Raw genomic sequence first — 17,508 nt, 5'->3', positions numbered from 1 at the left:
CCGCCGGTAAAGTATGAAATTAGATCGGCTGGCCGTTAATATTATTTTTCTGATAAACGGCTTTATTTACGCGAATTGGATTGCCCGTTTACCGCGTATTCAGGAACTCTACCAATTAAATAATAAATCTTTGGGGCTGGTATTGCTCTTCGTCTCGGTGGGAGCTATTAGTTCTATGCCCTTTACCGGTTGGTTAATTCATAAAAAAAGCAGCCGTTTTATTACCTTACTCGGAGCCATTATTTTTTGTGTGTTGGTGCCGCCTATTCCTTTGCTGCCGGAAGTGTGGCAGGTAAGAATTTTATTTTATTTTCTGGGCGTGTCGGCGGGTTTGCTGGATGTTTCGATGAATGCGCAGGCGGTGTTGGTGGAGCAAAAATACCAAAAGCCCATTATGTCGTCGTTTCATGCTTTGTTTAGCGTGGGTATGATGATAGGGGCCGGCTGCGGGGCTTTGTTCGCCAAGTTCAGTGTGGGCTTGTTCGCGCATTTTTTAAGCGTAGTACTGATTAGTCTTTTACTCGTTGGCTGGGCTTCTCAGCATTTAATTCGGGATACGCCGCAGGCGCAGGCCGGAGAAGAAGGGAGTGGGTTTCGCTTACCAACCAAAGCTATTCTAAACATTGGTATTATTGCTTTTTGCGGCATGACCGGGGAAGGGGCCATGTCGGACTGGAGCTCGAACTACATGGAAAATATTGCCCGTTCTTCCCAAGCCTTAGCCCCTATGGCTTTAGCCGCATTTTCGCTGGCCATGACCATTGGCCGCTTGTTGGGCGACCGGGCCCGCGCGATGTTGGGCGACCGGCGTTTGTTAATTTACAGTGGGAGTATCGCTTTTCTGGGTTTAGCTTTGTCTTTGGCTTTTCCCGTTGCCTGGCTGGTAATTGCCGGGTTTTTTATTGTGGGTTTAGGTTTGGCCACGGTAGTTCCTATTGCTTACAGTACCGCCGGTAATGCGCCCGGTTTGCCACCCGGAGTGGGTTTATCCATGGTTACCACCGTTGGGTACTCCGGTTTTTTGTTCGGGCCGCCCATTATTGGTTTTCTCGCGGATTGGCAGACGTTGCGACTAGCGCTGCTTTTTGTGGCTTTATTATTTGCTTTAATGACGGTTTTGGGGTTTAGAAGTAAGATTTAATTTATCTTTTGGAATCAAATTGGAGCAATGTCGATAAGGTGATATAGATTTTGAAGATTGTCCTCCTGGGAAGGGGGTAGGGGGATGATTTTTTATTTCACATCTTTACTTAGTTTACTCGTTGTTACACTTTTTTATTCGATTTATTCCGTTTTTCCGTTGAGACTGTACCAGTCTCCAGGCATTGGTGCTATCTAATTTAAACCGTACCCTGTATGCCTCATGGCCGGCAGGCCTCGTTTGGCTCTCTCGGGCGGTCTAAGCTTGTTTTCCTCCTACGTCGGAATGCTAAAGCACCACAACCTTAGAAGGCCCTCAACAGCCAAACTAGTGTCAGTTGCTAATAACTCCGGATATTACTAGTAATTGAGATAAAGTTTCTCGGTATCTTCTAATTTTAATATCTTATAAAATTCATAAAACAAGCTTCCCTCCTATTTTAGAAGGGGCACGGGTGGTAAAAAACAATAATTTAGATTAAGTCGTGGATTTTAGGATACAAATTATGAATATATGAAAGCCATAAATAAGAAAGGCTTCAACTACTGGCAACTGATACCAGTTTGGCTATCGAGGGCCTTTTAGCGTTCCGGTGCTGCGCAGCAGCAGGGCGCAACGCAGTGAGCCAAGGTTCGCTAAACCGCCCGAGAGAGTCAAACGAGGCCCGCCGGCCACGAGGCAACCACAGACCGTTGAACCGCATCCGCACTGCCTTATTGAGACTGGTACAGTCTCAACGGAAAAACGGAATAAATCGAATAAAAAAGTGTAACAACGAGTAAACTAAGTAAAGATGTGAAATAAAAAATCATCCCACTACCCCCTTCCAAGGGGGACAATCTTCTCAATTTAACCTTACTTCAGCTTATTCTTATTAATCTTAATCGTAAACAAACTACCTTGGCCGGGTTCGGATTCAATGTCGAGGGTGCCGTCGATGAGTTGGAGCCGGTTGCGGATACTGCTCAGGCCCAGGCCGGTGCGATCTAATTTTTCCGGGTCAAAACCAATACCGTTGTCTTCTACGCGTAACACAATTTTCGTTTTTTGATTTAAGAGCTGTATGCTGGCCTCGGTGGCTTGCGAATGTTTGATTATGTTATTCAGCAATTCCTGGCAAATCCGGAAAATGGCCGTTTCCAGTATTTCATCGAGCCGGTCTTTTAAACCGAGTACTTCGCACTGCAGCTGAATTTTAGACGACGATACCCGTTTACAGATTTCTTCAATGGCGGCTTCCAGCCCAAAATCCCGCAGGATAGAAGGCATTAATTCAAAAGAAAGCTGGCGGGTTTCTTTTATCGCTTCGTTTAATAAGTTATCAATGCTGGTTTGCAGTTCTTTCTCCAGCGGTTTTTCCGGGTGCATGTCGCCGAGTTGTAACTTAGTGGCGTAAAGCAATTGGCCCAGGCCGTTGTGCAAGGCTTCGGAGATGCGTTTGCGTTCTGCTTCCTGGGTATCTAATATGGCATTTAAGATGGCTTTTTGTTGCGTTAATTTCGAGTTAATGCGTTCATCTTCCATGCGCTTGCGTTCGGTAATATCATGCACAATGCTCAAGCCGCCAATTACCTCACCAGCTTCATTCTGAAGGGGAATCGTACTGGTTTCATAATAGCGCCATCGCGTAAACCGTACGAATGATCGTGTAATACCGTTTTCTGTCCTTGGAGCGCCTGATGCACGGCTTTTCCTTCCTCGTTGGTATGGTATTCCGGAAATAAATCAAATATATTTTTACCCAGTACTTCTTCTTTTAAAATGCCATTATACACTTCCATCATGGTGTTCCAGGCGGTAATGCAGGCATCTTTATCAAAGGCCACAATACCATCGATGCTGTTATCGAGCAGGTTTTCGGAAAATTCTTTTTCGCGTTTTAAGGTTTGTTGGGCGGTAACGTAGGCGGTAACATCCTGGGCAATACCCACAATTTGGTTCGTGTGGCCGCTTTCGTCGCGTTTAAAAATAGTGGAACGATCGCGGAACCACCGGATCTTGCCCTGCGCATCGAAAACGCGGTACAAAAGTTCCCGGATTTCTCCGGTTGCTACATCCGAAAAACCAGATAAAAATTCTTCTAACTGGGGTTTATCTTCCGGGTGAACAAATTTAAATAAAACAAATTCTTTGCTGGCCAGAACCTGGTCCAGGGTATAACCCAGCGCTTCGGCGAGGTTTTGGTTTAAATACACGTTTTTCTGCTCGACCAGGTCGAACACGTAAATAAAATCGGGCGAAGTTTCGGCCACTTGCCGGATAAAATGCCGGTTTTCTTCTAATTCCCGGATAAATTCTTTTTGCTCGTGAATATTTGTGGCGGTGCCTACCCAAGAAGTAACTTCGCCGTCGGGGTTACGGATGGGAACGGCATTGTTGATATGCCACCGGAAAGCTCCGTCGTGCCGCCGGATAAGTACTTCTTTTTCAAAAACCTGGCCCGAGCGAACCGCCGCCAAATACGCTGCCTGCACGTCAGCGGCTTGTTCCGGGTGAATGGCCTGGGTCCAGCCCCAATCGCTTGATTCCTTCATGGAAAGACCCGTAAAATTTAACCAGTTTTGATTAAACCAAACCGTAGAACCATCCGGCCGGCTGAGCCAGATAAGTTGCGGTATAGCTTCGGAGAGGAGCCGGAATTTTTCGGCATTTTCCCGAATTTCTTCGGCTTGGCGGTCAATCTGTGCTTCGGCTTGTTTCCGTTCGGTAATGTCGTTTAAGGTTAATACCAGCCCATCGTCTAATTTTACGGCTATTATATAAAACCAATACCATCTATCGTCGTGGGCCAGCTCTACTTCGGTCTCCAGCAATTGTCCGGTTTCTACTACTTGCACCAGTTGCGTGAACAAATCAAGCGGCATTAAATTTGGAAATTCCTGCCGGTACCGGTGGCCAATTAAATTGGCTTCGGAGCGATTTAAGAATTGCTGAGCGGGTTCATTAATCAAAGTCCATTCAAAGTCTACGATCCGGTTAGATTTATTTCTAACAGCTTTTAACGCCTGAATAAAATTTACCGAACTATTCAGAATGCCCTCTTGCAGCAAATGCAAAGTTTTTATTTCATGAATATTCATGAAAATAATAATGGCGCCGTCTATTTTACCATCCTGGGTAATATAAGGCTGCACCCGCATCTGATACCAAACGTTATCCTTATCCTGAACTTCTTTTTCAGTGGTTTTAAAGTTAGAAATGGCTTGCCGGATATCTTCAATTAAATGACTGTATTTTAAATTGTTGGATATCTGGTAAATAGAACGGCCAATGTCGCTTTCAATAAGGTTAATCTGGGCGGTGGCCGCCGGGGTATATTTCCGGATTTCGAGCTTGCGGTCCACAAAAATCTGGCTGATGTTCGTACTCCGGAAGTAATTGTTTAAATCATCGTCGAGCTCCATCAATATTTTAATTTTATACTGATGCTCGGCGTTAATCGTGTGCAATTCTTCGTTTAACGATTGCAGTTCTTCGTTGGTACTTTGCAATTCTTCGTTAGAGGAGAGGAGCTCTTCGTTGGTGCTTTGCAGCTCTTCGTTGGATGTTTCGAGTTCTTCTACTACCGCCTGTAAATCGTCTTTGGTGTGCTGCAGCTCCATTTCCAATTCGGTTAAGCGGCCTTCGTTTTGGTGCTCGTACCAATACTTTTCCGGGTTTTCAATAACTAAAGGAACCGGTTTTTCTTCGGAGAATAATACTAATATAAACTTTTGCAATAATTTTTTATCTTCCAGGTACGGTTTAATTACCAGGTTAATGTGCCGTAGTATTTCTTTATCGCGAACGGGTACCTTGTTGATATTTATTTTTTCTTTTTCGCGCAAAGCTTGGCGCAGCAGCGTACCTAAACTTAACGCTAAATCCGGCGGAACCATTTTAAGCAGGTTCAGGGTAAGGGCTTTATCAGGTAGGGTTAGGTATTTGTTATAATCGCCGGCACCGTGCATCACCTCAAAATTTAAATCGACGTAAACGGCCGCATACCCAAATTCTTCTAAAACGGTTTCATTCAAGGCTTCGGCTAGGTGGTGATTAAAGGCGAGTTTAGGACCTAAGTCGCGAGTAGATTTTGGAACTGCCACCTGGTAATCCGTCCGGCTTAGGTTCGAAGAAAAATTTTCGAGGCCCGGAGAACGCGATTTTTCTACGTTGCGAAATATTTTCCATTTTTTGTTTACTTCCACAAAGTTTTTCATCGTGCCCACACTTTCGCTGGAACCCAGAAACAGGTAGCCGCCTTCTTGCAAGGCATAATGAAACTTGGTGATGATTTTTTTCTGTAGCAGCGGGTTAAGGTAAATGAGCATGTTGCGGCAACTCACCAAATCTACCCGGCTAAAAGGAGGGTCGCTGACAATGTTATGCGGGGCAAAAATGACCATTTTTCGGATTTGCTGGCCTACCCGGAACTTGCCCTCTTCTTTTACAAAATGTTTAAAAAGCCTTTCTTCCAATATGTCGTTTAAGCTGCTGTACGAATACAATCCTTTGCGGCCAAAATCCAGAGCTTCGCGGTCTATATCCGAAGCAAAAATTTTAACCTCTAATTCTTTTTGTATTTTCTCCAGGTATTCGCGCACCAATATGGCCAGGGAATAAGCTTCTTCGCCGGTAGAACAGCCGGCCACCCAAATCCGGAGTTGTTCGGTGGTGTTTTTTTCTTCCACCAGGGTGGGAATTACCTTGCGTTTAATTACCTCAAAAGCTTCTTCGTCGCGAAAAAATTTAGTTACCCCAATTAAAAATTCTTTACTGATGGTTTCTACTTCTTCGGGGTGCAACTGTAAATAGTCTAAATAATCAACAAGATTATTAATGTGGGTAACGGCCATGCGGCGCGATAACCGCCGGATAATGGTAGGGCGTTTGTAATTGACAAAATCTAAGCCGGTACGGTCGTGGACAATATTCAGAATGTGGTTTAAGGTATCTTCCTGCTGGGTATTAACAATTTCGGTTATTTCCTGGGTAAGGGGCGCTACTTTTACGAAATTAAAAATTTCGTCGGGCATTAATTCGGGGGGCAAGATATAGTCTACGTGTCCGGATTGAATGGCACTGCGGGGCATGCCATCGAACTTAGCCGTTTCCGGGTCTTGCACCAGCACCAAACCCCCGGCTTTTTTTATGGCGGCAATGCCTTCGGTACCATCGGTACCGGTGCCCGATAATACAATGCCAATGGCTTTGTTTCCCTTATCGGCGGCTAATGATTTAAAAAAAGTGTTTATAGACCCGTAATTAGCGGTGTTATCCGGCCGCTCACTTAAGTATAATACATTGTTCCGGATAGTAATTTTCTTATCCGGGGGCATAATGTATACCTGGTTCTCTTGTACAGGCATGCCATTCTCGGCATCCTGAATTTTTAATACCGATTCCCGGGCGAGAATTTCGGTTAAAATGCTGCGGTGATCGGGTAATAAATGCTGCACCACTACGTACGATACACTATCCGGCGGAATATGCTCAAATAAAGTTTGCAAGGCTTGCAATCCCCCGGCCGAGGCCCCAATGCCAATTACATACGGGTTTTTATCCTGCATTTTACCGTTTGCGTCTGCCGGTAAAATATCCTTTGCATTTTTATCTTCGGAGTTACTCATTATCTAAATAGGCAAGAAATGGTTAAGATAGCGATTGCAAACGGATGTTTTACATATTCCGGTAGTTTTACGTATATGTACCAGACCCTGCCATTTTAAGCCTAGCTATTTATACGGAGAAATTAAAATTTTAAAGAATACGCCCACATTATTGGTAAATTACTTATCCGAAGTCGGTTTAAAAACGTTTAGTTAGAAGCTAATTTTAGGTTTACATCTACATTTTTAAATTAAAGCTAATCGGCATGTTTACTGATGCTCATGATATTGTGGTAATAGGAACCTCGGCCGGCGGTATGGAAGCTATTTGTAAACTGCTGGAACAACTGCCGGATGAAATACCGGCTTCTATTTTTATCGTGCAACATTTAAGCATCGACTCTTCTAGCCAGCACCTGGTGAAGCGCATGGCCAAGCATACCGGATTACAGGTAAAAATAGCCGAACACGACGACATAATTCTACCGCATACCGTGTATCTGGCCCCGGCCGATCGCCACATCTTGCTCACGAAAAAGCGCATTTTGGTGGTGAAGGGACCCCGCGAAAACCAATTCCGCCCGGCCATAGATCCTTTATTCCGGTCGGCGGCAGCTTATCACGGGTCGCGGGTAATTGGCGTCATCTTAACAGGTATGATGAACGACGGCACGGTGGGTATGGAAGCAATAAAACGCAGTGGCGGTTTTACCGTAGTACAAGACCCTCACGACGCCGAGCACCCGGACATGCCCCGGAGTGCTATTCGTAATGTAAGCATTGACTACGTGGTTCCTGTACGAGAAATGGGCACTTTGCTTTACCAACTCAGCCGTACCCCTTCAGCTGATAGTGTTACCGTACCGCAGGATATAATTGATGAAGCTCAAATGGTTGAACGGGTAATGACTAGCAGTACCATGAGTAGTATTAAAAATATGGATGCGTTAGGAAATCGTGCCAGTTACAGTTGTCCGGAGTGTGGCGGCGGACTTTGGGAATTAAACCAAGGTAAGGTAACCCGGTTCCGGTGCCACTCCGGTCACGCTTACAACGAAGAAAGTTTGCTGCAGAATATGAATTCGGCCCTGGAAGAAACGTTATGGGTGTAGATGCGGATTCTGGAAGAACGCCGCACCATGCTGATGACCATGGCGGCTCAAGACCGGGGTAAAGGTCAAACCCGCTGGGCCGAAATGCAACAGGAACGCGCTAATGAAATGAAAGTTCACGTGGACCGTATCCGGGAAATATTGTTAAGCCGCAATGCCGCGCCGCATAATCTTAATCTGAATAATCAGGATAATGGCCGCGAAGCGGGATAATTTTTTTCTTGTTTCTTCCAATTTTTATTTATTTCCGTTGAGATTGTGCCAGTCTCAACGGAACAAACAGAATAAAACTGATTAAAGAATTGAAGATGTAAGACCCTCCTATAAGGTAAACTACCTTAACTGCATCAGCACAGTAAAAAGAAGAAAAAAATGACAAACAAAAAATCGGAACTTACTGCCAATGCCCTAAAAGCCGGCGTAACACAACAATTTCCCCTAAATGATACGCATTATGTTCCGCTACCAACAAGGCTTCCCGGAGCAAATTTTGTCCGTTACCATGGGGAAAAAGAGTAAAAAGATTTCGGGCTGGGTCTTGCACCAGTAGAATCATTTGATTTAATCCTTCTTGAATGGCTTTAATGCTGGCATCCAGAGCTTCCTGATCAGCGGGAGCATTTTCCGTTGGCCAATAACCGGTAGGCCATTCCGGTGATTCATAGTTCGGGTCGCGGCTAAATTCCAGGATATCGTACAAAGCAAGGCGCAGATGTTCTATGAGTTTCCAGAGCGTGTAGGGCAAGTCGGGTACGGTTTTGCCGGCTTCATCGACGGTAATACCCTGTAATATTTCCTCTAAAGGTTTAAAGGCTTGTCCGCCTTGCATCAGTTTCGTTAATTGATCGCGCAGGATTTGATCTTCTTTCATGTTCCGGATTTTGTTATACTTTCTTCATGAAGCCTCAGCAGTACATTAAGGGAAGCGTTGAATTTTAAGAGGATTGGCATTCGGAAAGAAAGCCCTCCGGAACGGGAGAGCTTTCCCGAGAAAAATTACTTTTTATAAAAATTAGGCAGAGGGTTTAATTGGGTATTTTGGCGTTGGTGCCAATAAGGGTAAACAGCGGGTACTTCGCTGGCCTGGTCTAGTTTTTTTACTTGTTCTACGGTCAGGTTCCAGCCCACGGCGGCTAAATTTTGTCGTAATTGTTCTTCGTTGCGGGCACCAATAATAATGCTGGCCACCGTAGGGCGTTGCAGCAGCCAATTTAAAGCTACCTGGGCCACGCTTTTACCAACTTCGGCGGCTACTTCGTCTAAGGCATCAATGGTATTGTTAAGTACTTCTTCGTTCACTACCGCCTCCGGTACGGGGCTGCCTCCTTGGGCAATGCGGCTATTCGGCGGCAAAGGCTGGTTGCGGCGGTATTTGCCCCCCAAAAGTCCGGCCGCCAGCGGCGACCAAATCAGGCTGCTTACTTTCTGGTCAATACCCAAGGGCATTAATTCCCACTCGTAATCGCGGTTCGCTAAAGAATAATAAACCTGGTGCGCTACGTACTTTGTCCAGCCGTATTTCTCCGACACCGCTAAAGATTTCATTACATGCCAACCCGAATAGTTAGAAACCGCAATGTACCGGATTTTACCGGCTTTCACTAAAGTATCCAGGGTGTGCAGGGTTTCTTCCACGGGCGTATTACCATCGAAACCGTGCATGTGGTAAAGATCAATGTAATCGGTGCCCAGGCGTTTTAAACTGCCTTCCACCTGTTTTATTAAATGAAAGCGGGAAGAACCTTGGTTATTTGGCCCTTTCCCGAAGGGAAAAGTACCTTTCGTCGAAATAATTGTTTTATCCCGCTTTCCTACAATGGCTTTACCTAAAATTTCTTCCGATAAACCCTGCGAATAAATATCGGCAGTATCAAAAAAATTAACGCCCGCTTCCATACAAATATCGATGAGCCGCGTGGCTTCTTCTACCTGGGTGCTGCCCCAGGCTTTAAAAAATTCGCCGCTGCCGCCAAAAGTAGCCGTACCAAAGCTTAAAACCGGCACAAATAAACCAGAAGCACCTAATTGTCTGAATTCCATAGTTCGTGTGTTGTATTTGCGATTAAATAAATGCAGTTTAAGATAAATTTTAGGTAAACAAATACACAGGCTAATTGTTGCCTATAACGTTTGCCTGCACTTTTGCTGGTACGCAAAAAAGTAAAGCATTGGTTAAAAAAAGGTTAATCAAGCACCTGTTTTCAGCTAAATTTTAAACTTCGGGTAGGTTATGATGAAAAAAGTAATTATTACGGGCGCCACCGGCATGGTAGGAGAGGGCGTGTTGCACGAATGTCTGCAATACCCCGACATAGAGGAAGTGCTACTCATAAATCGCCGGCCCAGTGGTATAGCGCACGCCAAAATAAAAGAAGTTATTCAACCGGATTTTTTTAAATTCTCCGATTTAACGATTGATTTTTCGACCTACGATGCTTGTTTCTTTTGCCTGGGAGTTTCGTCGGTGGGGATGGCGAAAGAAGAATATTACCGCGCTACTTACGAACTTACCTTGGGGGTGGCCCGCACCCTGGTTGCGCAAAATCCTAATCTAGTTTTCTGTTATATATCGGGTGCCGGTACGGATAGCTCCGAAAAAGGCCGGTCGAACTGGGCGCGGGTAAAAGGCAAAACGGAAAATGATTTATTAAAACTGCCCTTTAAGCGAGCTTATATGTTCCGGCCCGGTTTCCTGGAACCCACGCCCGGTTTAAAAAATACCTTGAAAATGTATTCTTATATTCGTTGGATGGTACCCTTAGTAAAACCTTTTTTATTTAATTACATGTCGACCTTACGGGAATTAGGTTTAGCCATGATTCACGCGGTAGAAAGAGGCTATGCTAAACCAGTACTCGAAGTGAAAGATATTAAAGCTTTGGCTAAGTAGTAAATGGTTGTTTAAAAATAGGGACTTGTTTTGCATTTATATTTTAAAATTGCTATAAAAAGCATCACCCTTTTACTTTTATAAAAGTAGGAAAATTTTGAGCATGCTATATCGCGAGCGTCCCGCTCGGGAGAAATATCGTCCGGCCTCTGGCCAATAGGAATTTTACCTGATTGTTTAAGAACTTATATTAGTTTGCAAAACTAGAGTCGCCTCAAATGGTGAGACAAGAGGTGGACGCTCGCGCTCAATAGGATCAAGTTAAGGAATGGTATTTTTTAGAAGTTTTAATCAACTAACGATTATCCTCCCCCGATCCCCTTCTAAGGGGATTTTTTCTGCTAATTTGCTAACTTCACTTGTTACGATACCTTACAACATTAAAATTAATTATTCAGCTTGGTTAATTTAAAAAACAAACGGGAAATAGGAATCAGCATCATACCAGATACCGCAAAAGCAATAAAGGACATTTTCAAATTTGAGGCGTGCGCGATGTATCCAATTAATGGCGGGCCGAGCAGCATGCCCACAATCCCAAACGAGGCAATTAAAGAAATAGCTACTCCCGGGGAGTATTTTTCTGATGCTCCGGCCAGGGTGTAAGTCATAGGTATAACGGCGGCAGTGCCAAACCCAACAAAGGAAAAACCAATTAATGCCGGCCAAAAACTAGGAAAAGAGATAGCCAAGCTAATGCCCGTGAAAATGCACAAGGCACTCATGAGGTAAGTAGGAGCCATGCCCATTTTCTCGATAATGCGGTCCGACACAAACCGGGAAAAAGCCATAAAGGTCATGAAGGTTAGGTAGCCAATGGTAAATAAATCTTCTTTTACCACTTTCTGAAAATAAATACCGCTCCAGTCGAACATACCTCCTTCGCAAATGGCGGCAAAAAATACCAGTAAACCCAAATACAAAATATAAGCATCCGGTTTAGCGAAGGCTTGTTTCGTTTTAGTCGCCGCGCGGTCGTTACGCAGCAGAAAACGAGATGCAAACAAGGTAATTAAAATGGTAATTACGGCAACGGTTACCAGGTGAGGGGTAATGGAAATACCCTGGGAAATAATGAAAGTAGTTACGCCCACCCCCACAATGCCACCGGTACTCCAAAGCCCATGAAAAGACCCGTTTATTTTGCGGTCGAAAAGCTTTTGCAAGGTGATGGCTTGGGTATTCATGGCAATGTTAAAAATGCGCGTACTCAACGAAAACAAAAACAGCGCAATCACCAAATTAAAGGTAGAATGAGCCAGACCAATTAGCGAAAGACTCACGGCATTTAAGAGAAAAGCCAAAGTTAAGGGAACGCGCGTATCGTAGCGGGAAACCAACCAACCCGAAAGGGGCAACCCAATCATGGAACTAATGGGCATGGTCAGGAGAACGGAACCTAATTCGGCTTCGTTCAAACCCAGCGCGGCTTTAATCGTCGGAATCCGGGAAGCCCAACTGGCAAAATTAAATCCCGAAAGAAAGAAAAATAAGCTGAGAAATAGTCGCTGCTTAACTTTTTGATCTATTTGGAATTTTTTGGAAGTTTCTTCAATTACTGAATTCTGTATCGGTTCTGTTTCTACCGCTTGTACCATTTCTTTGCTTACCCTGCTATTCTTGCTGTTAATCCTTAATTGTTGTGTTTTCATTTATCTCGGGGCTTTATGCCAGCGAAACTGGATTTTACCCCAAAACTGCTTTCCCCGCCCAAAGATAGATTTTAGTCACTTCAGGCTTCTTACTATCAGAATAAAAATTAGTTGCTCTATTTTGGTTTTAAAAATGCTGTTTTTGTAAACTAACAAATTACTATCGGGAAAAAATAAAAATGTATGTATCACTAGAAGTAGCAGATTACAAGAATAAGTAAATATAAATCTGTTAAAATCTGGTAAGCCGTAGCTAAGAATAATAGACAGCAGTCGGGACAGCGAGGGCCTGCTGGTTTTCCGATGGCGCAAGCCATTGCGACGCAAGGAGCAAAGGAAAAGCAGCCCGCCCGAGTGTTCCGACGGGGCCCGCCGGCGGGCTGGTTTTCCGATGGCGCAAGCCATTGCGACGCAAGGAGCAAAGGAAAAGCAGCCCGCCCGAGTGTTCCGACGGGGCCCGCCGGCCTTTGCGGCAAACAGGGTACTTGTCAAACAAGATAGCTCCGCAGCCTGGAGACGGGAACCGACTCCCCAAAACAACGCATAATAATAATAAAGAATAAGGTGGCTCTTCTGGTAAAAGGGTTAAGAAATAAAGCTTTTAACAGAATGTATCGGACTTACCTTGCAAAGAGGGTTACAGATAAATAAAGTTTTTCAGAAGGAAATAATAGAATAAGAGAAGTTTTACAGTTCTCCGAAAAGCCAATTACAAGCCGCCTCTATATCAAAATGAACTTTTATGGTGCCCATGGGAGCGGTTTCGGTACTGGTGCTGGGGCGTTCATAAACTTTGGTCGGACTAGTCATGACAAAACACTTTGGGTCCATGACAATCGCAAACTTCCGGATTTGATTTGACTTCAGTAAAGGCATCATGTTCTGTACCAACCAGCTTTGATTTTCCGGTTCCATGGTTTTTATTTGCCGGGCATCCGTTAACCAATACTTAGCTTCTTTTCTTTGGGCGGTATCAATAGCCAGATGGTAGCTGTTCCGAAAGCGCTCCGGTTCCGGGTGCTGCCGGAAGGTTAATTGAATCAAAGCTAGCTCTTTACTCCATTCAATTCGGGTAAAATCGTTTTCGTAAAGGGTTTCCAGGTGAAAATCAATCATTCTGACTAAATCCTTTCAAGAGGATATAAATGTACCAACTGTAACCTGGAAAGAGCCATTTTGTTTATAACGGCTGCTTTCCGGTTACAGTTGGTAGAAAAACTAAAACCTTCACCTGATTAACTGCTGTAAATAGTCGTATTCAGAAATTCGTTGCGGAATTTGCCCTGGGGATCAAATTGAGCTACTAATTTTTTAAAATCCGCCAGTTTTTCGTAACGCGACGCTAAGGTTTGGGAGGACAAAGTAAATAATTTCCCCCAGTGGGGGCGGGCGTTAAAAGGCGCCAATTCTTTTTCAATAATTGGTAACAGTTTACTTACGGCCGGCCAGTCCTGCTTCCAGGTGAAATGCAGTGCAACGCTAGGGCGTTGGTAACACGGACTCATCCAGAAACTATCGGGGGCAATGGTCCGGATTTCGGAAATAAATAGGTGGGGGCTAATTTGCTTACCTAAACGCGCTATGGCCTGAATGGCTGCTACGGCTTGATCGCGCGGTACAAAATATTCGGATTGTAATTCCACGCCGCTGCTAGGAGTGAAGCCCATTTTGAAATGCGGTAAACGCTCGTGCCACGGACCGGGGACACCCATTTGTTCGGTACAATTTTCGGCGGAGAGTTCGGCAATGGGGTGCAGATTTTTAGTTGCCGGCACGGCACCGTAAAATTCCGATTTCACTTCGGCGTTCGTGGTATCATCCAGGCGGCTTTTAATCCATACTTCGTTAATGCTGTTGCTTTGCCAATCGGTGAATAAACTGACGCTGTACCCCGCCGAAACTATTTTTTCGAAGTTTTCTTTTAATTGGTCCATCGGCAATCTTTCGTACACAAATTGCCGCATCTGGAAGGTAGGCTCTAAGGCCAAGGTAACTTTGGTAATAATACCTAAAGCACCTAAACCAACCACTACCCCGTTAAAGGTTTCACCATCTTTTTCTTTGGAGAAAGTATGTACTTTGCCGTCGGCCGTTATTAATTCTAAACCTACCACCGAAGTAGCCAAGTTGCCGTTTTTTACCCCGGAGCCATGCGTAGCCGTAGTAATAGAACCCGCCACCGAAATATGCGGCAAGGATGCCAAATTAGGAAGCGCGTATCCTTTCTCGTGCAGGTAAGGAGCCAGTTCGCCGTATTTAATACCACCTTCTACCGTAACGGTATGCGCCTGAGTGTCTAAGGAAATTACCTTATTTAACTGTTTCGTCGAAAGCAGGTAATCTTTACTGTCGGCAATGCGGTTAAAGCAATGGCGGGTGCCGAGTCCTTTAACTTTCAAATGATTTTTGATAAAAGCTTGTACTTCTTCCCGGGTTTTCGGATAAGCGATAGAACTGGTACTGTAAACTATATTTCCGGCCCAATTTTTTATTTTTTCGTCGGGCAGCCATTCCGTTACGGGAAATAGAGCACTGGCCGCCGTGGCCGTAGAAGATAATTTTATAAAAGGTCGTCTTTTCATGGTTACACGAGAACAAGAATAAAAGGTTGGGTACTTAAAATCCGAAAAGCTAATTTAATTGGCAAGCGACTTTTGTAAATATAAGATTTTTAACGCAAAGAAAGCTTAACTCTGCAATAGTTAAGCTTAATCCTTTTCCTTTAGCAAGTAGTTTAACAAAGCGCCAAACCTTGTTTAGTCGAACGTTCAATAATGCTTTTGCAACGCACATTAGTTGATTTCTCGTTTAAATGAACCAAGTAGAAGGGAGAGTAGTAAGAGAAGATTGACTTAACCTGAAAAGGTGGATTAGAGATAAAATAAAGTAAACGGAACAGAAAACCTTATAAACGTACAATTTAAAACATATAACTTAATTCTGCTCTTTTTCTTTTTTCCGGTGATAATAGCGCCGGGCTTTGGAAGTACTGCCGCAATAACCCGGATTACACCACTGTCTTTTCCCGTTTTTAGTAGTATCTAAAAACAACCAGCCGCATTCAGCGCATTCTTTTATTTTTTTCGGATTGGCTTGGGTTAAGGTTTGAAAAGCCGAATACAGCACCGTTTTTACAGGTCCTTCCAGATCATTTTCCCAGATATTTATTTCTACTTTAAGACTATGGTTATCAAAATTTAGCATTGCCTGAGTTAAAGCATTGGATAAATAGTGATTAAAGTTTTTTAGTTCCGTAGAGTCGGGGGTACTTTCCGCCGCAATCGCTGAGAATAGAGCGTACATGTTTTCTCGGGTAGCCAAAATACTTTGAAGTGCCAATTCTGCTTTTTCCGGATGAGCCTGGCTGTACGCCCATAAAGTATGTAGCAATTCTTCTGGCCACGCATTTATTCTTCGGCACCAAATAATAAAGCTTTGGTAAGTAGCCAGGTAATTATGCATAACGGGTACTTTCCGGTTCCGGACAGTATTTATAAAATCCAGACAAAGGGCACCCCCATCAAACTGAATGGTTTCGATTGTGTTTTGATGCGCCATTTTTATTTTTACTACTTAAGTTAATTTTACTAGTAACAATTGTTTTTATTTTTACGTTTAAAAAGCTTTTAAGTAGTAAAAATAGATAACTTTTGCTGATATCTTATTATGCGGGCCAAATAATGCCGCAGAGTTTATACATGTAGTCTGTTTAAAACAGCCTTTTAACTAATACTTACTAAAGTTCATAACTCTTAAAACGTTTTATTATGAGCCAAAAAACTGCAGCTCCCCGTTGGATGGTTTTAGTAGCTTTCGCGAATATTTATATAGTGTGGGGCTCTACTTACCTAGCTATTGTATTTGGCCTGGATGGTATTCCGCCATTCATTTTATCATTTTTACGTTTCCTTACTGCCGGCCTTATTTTGTTTAGCTGGTGTTTGCTCAAAGGCGAAGCTTTCCCTACATTTAAAAACTGGGGCCGGAATACTCTCTGTGGTTCGCTGATGCTGGTAGGTGGTTCCGGGTTGGTTACCTGGGCCGAACAATTTATAAGTTCGGGCAGTGCGGCCATTATTATTGCTACCGAGCCCTTCTGGTTTATTTTGCTAGATAAAAAATGCTGGTCTACTTACTTTTCGCAGAAATTAATAATTGCCGGTTTACTGATCGGGTTCTTCGGGGTAATCTTGTTTTTTGTGCAATCCGGAAATGCTGCGAGTAGTTCTTCGGCGCAATTAACGGCTTACCTGGTTTTGCTCGGCAGTTCGGTATCGTGGGTAGTAGGTTCGTTGCTTTCCAAAAGAGGAACCGGCAATTCGGATTCTACCATTATGACGACGGCAGAACAGTTAATGGCCGCGGGAATGGTTAGTTTGCTAATTAGTTTATTTACGAAAGAATGGCCCGGGTTTTCTTTTGCCGAAGTTTCCCTGCAAGCCTGGGGCGGGTTGTTGTTTTTAATTGTAATGGGTTCCTTAGTCGCTTATTTGTCGTTCGTTTGGCTTATATCCGTGCGGCCACCGGCTTTGGTTAGTACGCACACGTACATTAACCCGGTAGTGGCGGTATTTTTAGGCGGCTTATTTGCGGCGGAAAAAATAACTTTGGTGCAGGTAGGAGCCTTACTGGTAATTTTACTGGGGGTATTGCTCACCAATATTCCGGGCTATAAGAAACAACTGCTTCCTTCGGAATAGTAGATTTGAGGTTAGGATTAAAAGTTAATTATACTAGATTGAAATAGGAAAGACGTATTAAGGACGGTTTATCTGTTGAGACTGTTCCTGTTTCAATAATACATAATACAGTGCGGATGCGGTGGAGCGGTTCGTGTATTCCTCGTGGCCGGCGGGCCTGGTTTGACTTCTCCGTCCTTTGGACAAGCTAAAAACAGGGGAGGAGAAGCGGCCACTACTTCTTTTTCTTTACCTCCATTAATTTGGCAGAATGCTCAAGCACCGCAACCTTAGAAGGCCCTGCCTAGCCAAACGGGTGTTCTTTCATTTAACTACTGTTACTCATACATCTTATTCCTATCTATTGGATATTAGTATTCTATAAATTAAATTGGTTAAGTAATGGAATGGATATAAGTCTTTGGATATTAAGTTTTACTTGTTAA

At 43.8% G+C, this 17,508-nt stretch carries 13 protein-coding genes; 5 read left to right on the top strand and 8 right to left on the bottom strand.

Annotated elements, in window-relative coordinates:
* Positions 1-13 precede the first annotated feature (13 nt).
* Positions 14-1,141, top strand: a complete 1,128-nt coding sequence (locus AHMF7605_RS06030; protein ID WP_106927418.1) for an MFS transporter — start codon at positions 14-16, stop codon at positions 1,139-1,141.
* An 855-nt stretch (positions 1,142-1,996) separates the two neighbouring features.
* Here the strand turns inward: AHMF7605_RS06030 and AHMF7605_RS06025 are convergent.
* Both AHMF7605_RS06025 and AHMF7605_RS06020 read right to left on the bottom strand, forming a co-directional pair.
* Entirely contained in the window at positions 1,997-2,740 is a 744-nt protein-coding gene (locus AHMF7605_RS06025) for a sensor histidine kinase (protein ID WP_394336233.1), read from the bottom strand.
* The gene (locus tag AHMF7605_RS06020) at positions 2,710-6,750 is read right to left on the bottom strand and encodes a chemotaxis protein CheB (RefSeq protein WP_106927414.1); all 4,041 of its coding nucleotides are present in this window, start codon (positions 6,748-6,750) and stop codon (positions 2,710-2,712) included. The genes AHMF7605_RS06025 and AHMF7605_RS06020 overlap by 31 nt, the downstream gene beginning before the upstream one ends.
* A 245-nt stretch (positions 6,751-6,995) precedes the next feature.
* Between AHMF7605_RS06020 and AHMF7605_RS06015 the strand changes: the two genes are divergently transcribed.
* Both AHMF7605_RS06015 and AHMF7605_RS06010 read left to right on the top strand, forming a co-directional pair.
* Positions 6,996-7,841, top strand: a complete 846-nt coding sequence (locus tag AHMF7605_RS06015; protein WP_106927412.1) for a chemotaxis protein CheB — start codon at positions 6,996-6,998, stop codon at positions 7,839-7,841.
* Positions 7,842-8,054 carry a hypothetical protein gene (locus AHMF7605_RS06010; protein WP_106927410.1) on the top strand — a complete coding sequence of 71 codons (213 nt, stop codon included), beginning with the start codon at positions 7,842-7,844 and terminating at the stop codon, positions 8,052-8,054.
* Between the two features lie 181 nt (positions 8,055-8,235).
* Here the strand turns inward: AHMF7605_RS06010 and AHMF7605_RS06005 are convergent, their stop codons facing one another.
* Positions 8,236-8,712 carry a DinB family protein gene (locus tag AHMF7605_RS06005; RefSeq protein ID WP_106927408.1) on the bottom strand — a complete coding sequence of 159 codons (477 nt, stop codon included), beginning with the start codon at positions 8,710-8,712 and terminating at the stop codon, positions 8,236-8,238.
* 125 nt (positions 8,713-8,837) lie between these two features.
* On the bottom strand, positions 8,838-9,881 hold the full coding sequence (locus AHMF7605_RS06000; protein WP_106927406.1) for an aldo/keto reductase: 1,044 nt from the start codon (positions 9,879-9,881) through the stop codon (positions 8,838-8,840).
* A 190-nt stretch (positions 9,882-10,071) separates the two neighbouring features.
* Between AHMF7605_RS06000 and AHMF7605_RS05995 the strand changes: the two genes are divergently transcribed.
* A complete protein-coding gene (locus AHMF7605_RS05995; protein ID WP_106927404.1) occupies positions 10,072-10,731 on the top strand; it encodes an NAD-dependent epimerase/dehydratase family protein in 660 nt (219 codons plus the stop codon).
* Positions 10,732-11,117: 386 nt separating this feature from the next.
* On the opposite strand, the gene AHMF7605_RS05990 is transcribed toward AHMF7605_RS05995, so the two are convergent.
* The 4 genes from AHMF7605_RS05990 to AHMF7605_RS05975 form a co-directional block, all read right to left on the bottom strand.
* Positions 11,118-12,383, bottom strand: coding sequence for an MFS transporter (locus AHMF7605_RS05990; RefSeq protein ID WP_233218961.1), 1,266 nt, complete (start codon positions 12,381-12,383; stop codon positions 11,118-11,120).
* A 687-nt stretch (positions 12,384-13,070) separates the two neighbouring features.
* Positions 13,071-13,499, bottom strand: coding sequence for a VOC family protein (locus AHMF7605_RS05985; RefSeq protein ID WP_106927402.1), 429 nt, complete (start codon positions 13,497-13,499; stop codon positions 13,071-13,073).
* 119 nt (positions 13,500-13,618) lie between these two features.
* Complete coding sequence (locus AHMF7605_RS05980) at positions 13,619-14,965, bottom strand: FAD-binding protein (RefSeq protein WP_106927400.1); 1,347 nt, start codon at positions 14,963-14,965, stop codon at positions 13,619-13,621.
* A 352-nt stretch (positions 14,966-15,317) separates the two neighbouring features.
* Positions 15,318-15,941 (bottom strand): CGNR zinc finger domain-containing protein, encoded by a 624-nt coding sequence (locus tag AHMF7605_RS05975; RefSeq protein ID WP_106927398.1) that lies wholly within the window; start codon positions 15,939-15,941, stop codon positions 15,318-15,320.
* Positions 15,942-16,150: 209 nt separating this feature from the next.
* Between AHMF7605_RS05975 and AHMF7605_RS05970 the strand changes: the two genes are divergently transcribed.
* Complete coding sequence (locus AHMF7605_RS05970) at positions 16,151-17,083, top strand: EamA family transporter (protein ID WP_106927396.1); 933 nt, start codon at positions 16,151-16,153, stop codon at positions 17,081-17,083.
* The last annotated feature ends 425 nt before the right edge of the window (positions 17,084-17,508 follow it).

Source organism: Adhaeribacter arboris (assembly GCF_003023845.1).
Classification (GTDB): domain Bacteria; phylum Bacteroidota; class Bacteroidia; order Cytophagales; family Hymenobacteraceae; genus Adhaeribacter; species Adhaeribacter arboris.
The sequence above is the reverse complement of the archived record's forward strand: the minus strand, read 5'-3'. Positions and strand labels throughout refer to the sequence as shown.